Consider the following 2,940-nt stretch of genomic DNA (forward strand, 5'->3'; position numbering starts at 1 on the left):
ATCCCGAACACATCCTGAATGGCCGTGACCTTCAACTCACCGGTGTCCTGTTCTTCAATCTTGCCAACCCGCATCACCATGTTGCCGATGTTGCGCTCTGGCAGGCTAATGCGAAAAACGCCGGCCGGCGTCAACACGCCGCCGCGCCGGTCGAAATTGATAATTAGTCGGGTCAACCCGGCCGCGCGGGTTTCGAGGTCACGTTGCGCCAACCTCGCGCCCAGCGCGTGGGTCGGCACCGCTTTGTATTCGACGCTCTCTGATATCAACCCCACGTTCTGGATCGCCCCCAGGTTCTGCGCGCGCACTTCGCCTTCGCTGTTGGTCACCGGGTCGCGGTACGTCACCACAATTTCATTCGGGGCCGCGTCGGCGCTGGTGCTGTCGTCGTCCTGTACACCCACGATGCCGTTGTCGTAGGTAAACAGCGGTAAGGTATTGGGGTCGTAGTCATCGCGTAGCAGCTTGAGCGTCAGTTTGCCGGTGCTCAGGTCACCGTATTGAGCTGCGCCGATGTGATCCAAAACTTGCTGCACAAACGTATTGAGGTCGTCCTGGCGGTTGTAGCGAAAGCACAGGCCAAATCCTTCGTCATAGAGCCTGTCAGCCGCGATGCGATAGCTGTCAATGTCCAGGTCGCCCAGCACCAGCCCGCGTCCCCAGTCACGATTGAGCGCGCACTCTACCAGGATGTGCGCCGGGTTCATGGCGTGGATCGCACGCAGGTTGGCAATCTGTTCAGCGGTCAGGTCGGCCTCGTCATCAAGCTGCCCCTCGGTGTTCTGCAGCAGAATAAGCGCCTTCTCCGGATACCACACCGGCCCATCCCAGCCTTGCGTACTGCGGCGAACGCGGTACGACCACGGCTTAGGTGAAGCGCTGTAGCAGCTGACCAACCCGCTAAAGAAGGTGGTGACCAGCCCCCGGAAACCTGGCACTAACCCCGTCAGCAACGTCAATAATGAAGGAGACGGCACCTGGTCGGGGCCACCCATCATCACCTCAAGGGTTCCCTGAATGCCGCCTTCACCGCCGGTGTCTTCCCCACCGAACAGGTTCGGCTTATCGATATACAGCGACGTGTTGCCAGTAATCTGACCAGGTGTGCCGGCAAACACCGTTTTCTTATCGGCGCTGATGGCCACAATCTCATTAACCGGGCCACGGCCAATCCCGGCCTGGATATCCCACGAGTATCTGTAGCCCACCGTGACTTTCTTCGACCCCTTGCCACCGCCGCCCATTAGTTAGCCTCCGGCTCAGATTTGGCCTGTGCCAGGCGCACAATCTTGATCGCCAGCGCATCCCCGGTGCCGGCCAGCAGCTCGGCATCGATACCGCCATCGCGAATGAAGGCTTTCAGGTCTAGCCCATAGCGGGCAAAGAAGGCGCGCAAACCAGGCGCACAGCCGCCGCCGGCGCGGATATCTTCCATCGTGATCAACATGGCATTCCCCTTACTTTTTGATGGCGTCATAGCGGTAATTGCCATAGGCAAGAACAAACCAGTCCTCGCTCCAGCAATCACCAAAGAAGATGCATTGCGGCGTGCCTTCGGTCGGCTGAGGCAGGTTCCAGTCATCCTCCGTCGCCGCTTCCGGCGTGTTGTTCTTTTGCCTCGGAGCCAACGCCGTATTCAGCACATAGGACGCCACAATTACCGCAACGAATTTCGCAACAGCCCACCACATACGCGTTTCCTCAAAACAGTTTGATGATCTGATACGGCGACTTGCCCGGCATATGAGGCTGGCCGCCGTAGTTCAGGACGTTGTTAAACTTGTCGTTACAGGTCGCGATGGTGCGATCGCATCCTGGAAAAACCGCCACCACCTGGCCAACGCTTAGCCCGGCCGAGCCGCCGAACAGCCCCAGCACGTTGCCACTCTGCGCGCGTAGCCCGCGCCGTTCTGTCACGCCATCCGCCAGCCATTCCAGATACCCACCGGAAAACCAACCGTCAGGCGAGCCGGCCGGCAGATTGACGGTGATACTCACCCCATCGAGCGCGCTGATAACCAGGCCGCCGACGCCGAACGCTGCCGGCGACACCTTGCAATTGTGGTCATACAGCGAATACGGACAGGCACGCCCCCAGGTCAGGCGCAGGCCGCTGCGGGTGAATGTGCTGGCCAGACTGGCGGTGACCAGCCGAGTGCGGTCTATCGCCTCGCGCTTGACCTCGGTAATGGAGCCGATCCAGACGGTGCGGAACTCGCCCTGGCTGTCGCCGACGTGCCAGCGATGAATACGAACGCGCACCGGCTGGGACGGTGGCAGACCGCGAAAGAGCATGGCCACCGGGTTGGTGGTAGGCAGCGTAATGTCCATGCTGTCGCCGGCACCGACGCTCAGACCGCCATCACTGATCGCCTGCTGCTGCCAGACTGCACCGGCGGCGGTGATATCCTGATCGGCGTTGGTGTAGCGGAAAAACTGCGTATCGCCCCGCACGAACTCATAGAGCGTGACCGGCTGGCCGTTGGCGGTGGAATACTCAAAATCACTCCAGCTCATCGCGTAGCCCTCGGAATGTGGTTGATACCTGGGCAAACCCGTCCGCATCGGTCGTGTGTTCCCAGGTGATGTCGTCAGTGTTCTGGCGGCAAAGCGCCATCAATGACACCTGGCTGATGGAATTCGCCGGCGGAACGTCACCGTCCAGCGCCAGCAGCTCGTAATCACTCAGGCGCGTGGCGGTGAGGATACGGCGGTAAACGCGGGTGCCGTCGACCAACTGCAGACGCAGGTCACGCCGTCCAGGCACCACACCGAACTCACTAAAGCCGGCAACCGCCACAACCAGCGCATTGCCGACAGTCCGCACGGGGATGAAGTCCTGCGCCTGGCTGGCGACCCAAATCGCACGCTGGCGACCGCGCAGGTAATAGAGCTGGCCGCGTAGCCTTGCCTGGGCCTGACGGCCGATTTCAGACCACA

At 60.8% G+C, this 2,940-nt stretch carries 4 protein-coding genes and 1 pseudogene; all 5 read right to left on the reverse strand.

The annotated features are described in order from the left end of the window. Positions 1–1,208, reverse strand: a pseudogene (locus ACJ8HT_RS24020) (hypothetical protein); the annotation flags it as partial. 35 nt (positions 1,209–1,243) lie between these two features. Beyond that, the gene (locus tag ACJ8HT_RS24025; RefSeq protein WP_060423168.1) at positions 1,244–1,447 is read right to left on the reverse strand and encodes a hypothetical protein; all 204 of its coding nucleotides are present in this window, start codon (positions 1,445–1,447) and stop codon (positions 1,244–1,246) included. 10 nt (positions 1,448–1,457) lie between these two features. After that, positions 1,458–1,691, reverse strand: a complete 234-nt coding sequence (locus tag ACJ8HT_RS24030) for a hypothetical protein (protein WP_060423172.1) — start codon at positions 1,689–1,691, stop codon at positions 1,458–1,460. Positions 1,692–1,701: 10 nt separating this feature from the next. After that, positions 1,702–2,517, reverse strand: coding sequence for a phage BR0599 family protein (locus ACJ8HT_RS24035; protein ID WP_060423175.1), 816 nt, complete (start codon positions 2,515–2,517; stop codon positions 1,702–1,704). After that, positions 2,504–2,940: hypothetical protein (locus ACJ8HT_RS24040; RefSeq protein WP_350429875.1), on the reverse strand; the 437-nt coding region annotated here is incomplete at its 5' end. The genes ACJ8HT_RS24040 and ACJ8HT_RS24035, both read right to left, overlap by 14 nt.

The organism is Serratia sp. CY44782 (genome assembly GCF_052168715.1).
Classification (GTDB): Bacteria; Pseudomonadota; Gammaproteobacteria; order Enterobacterales; family Enterobacteriaceae; genus Serratia; species Serratia nevei.

Excerpts from the sequence above, each read along its gene's own strand:
- ACJ8HT_RS24025 (WP_060423168.1), bottom strand. The coding sequence starts at position 1,447 with ATGTTGATCACGATGGAAGATATCCGCGCCGGCGGCGGCTGTGCGCCT.
- ACJ8HT_RS24030 (WP_060423172.1), bottom strand. The coding sequence starts at position 1,691 with ATGTGGTGGGCTGTTGCGAAATTCGTTGCGGTAATTGTGGCGTCCTAT.
- ACJ8HT_RS24035 (WP_060423175.1), bottom strand. The coding sequence starts at position 2,517 with ATGAGCTGGAGTGATTTTGAGTATTCCACCGCCAACGGCCAGCCGGTC.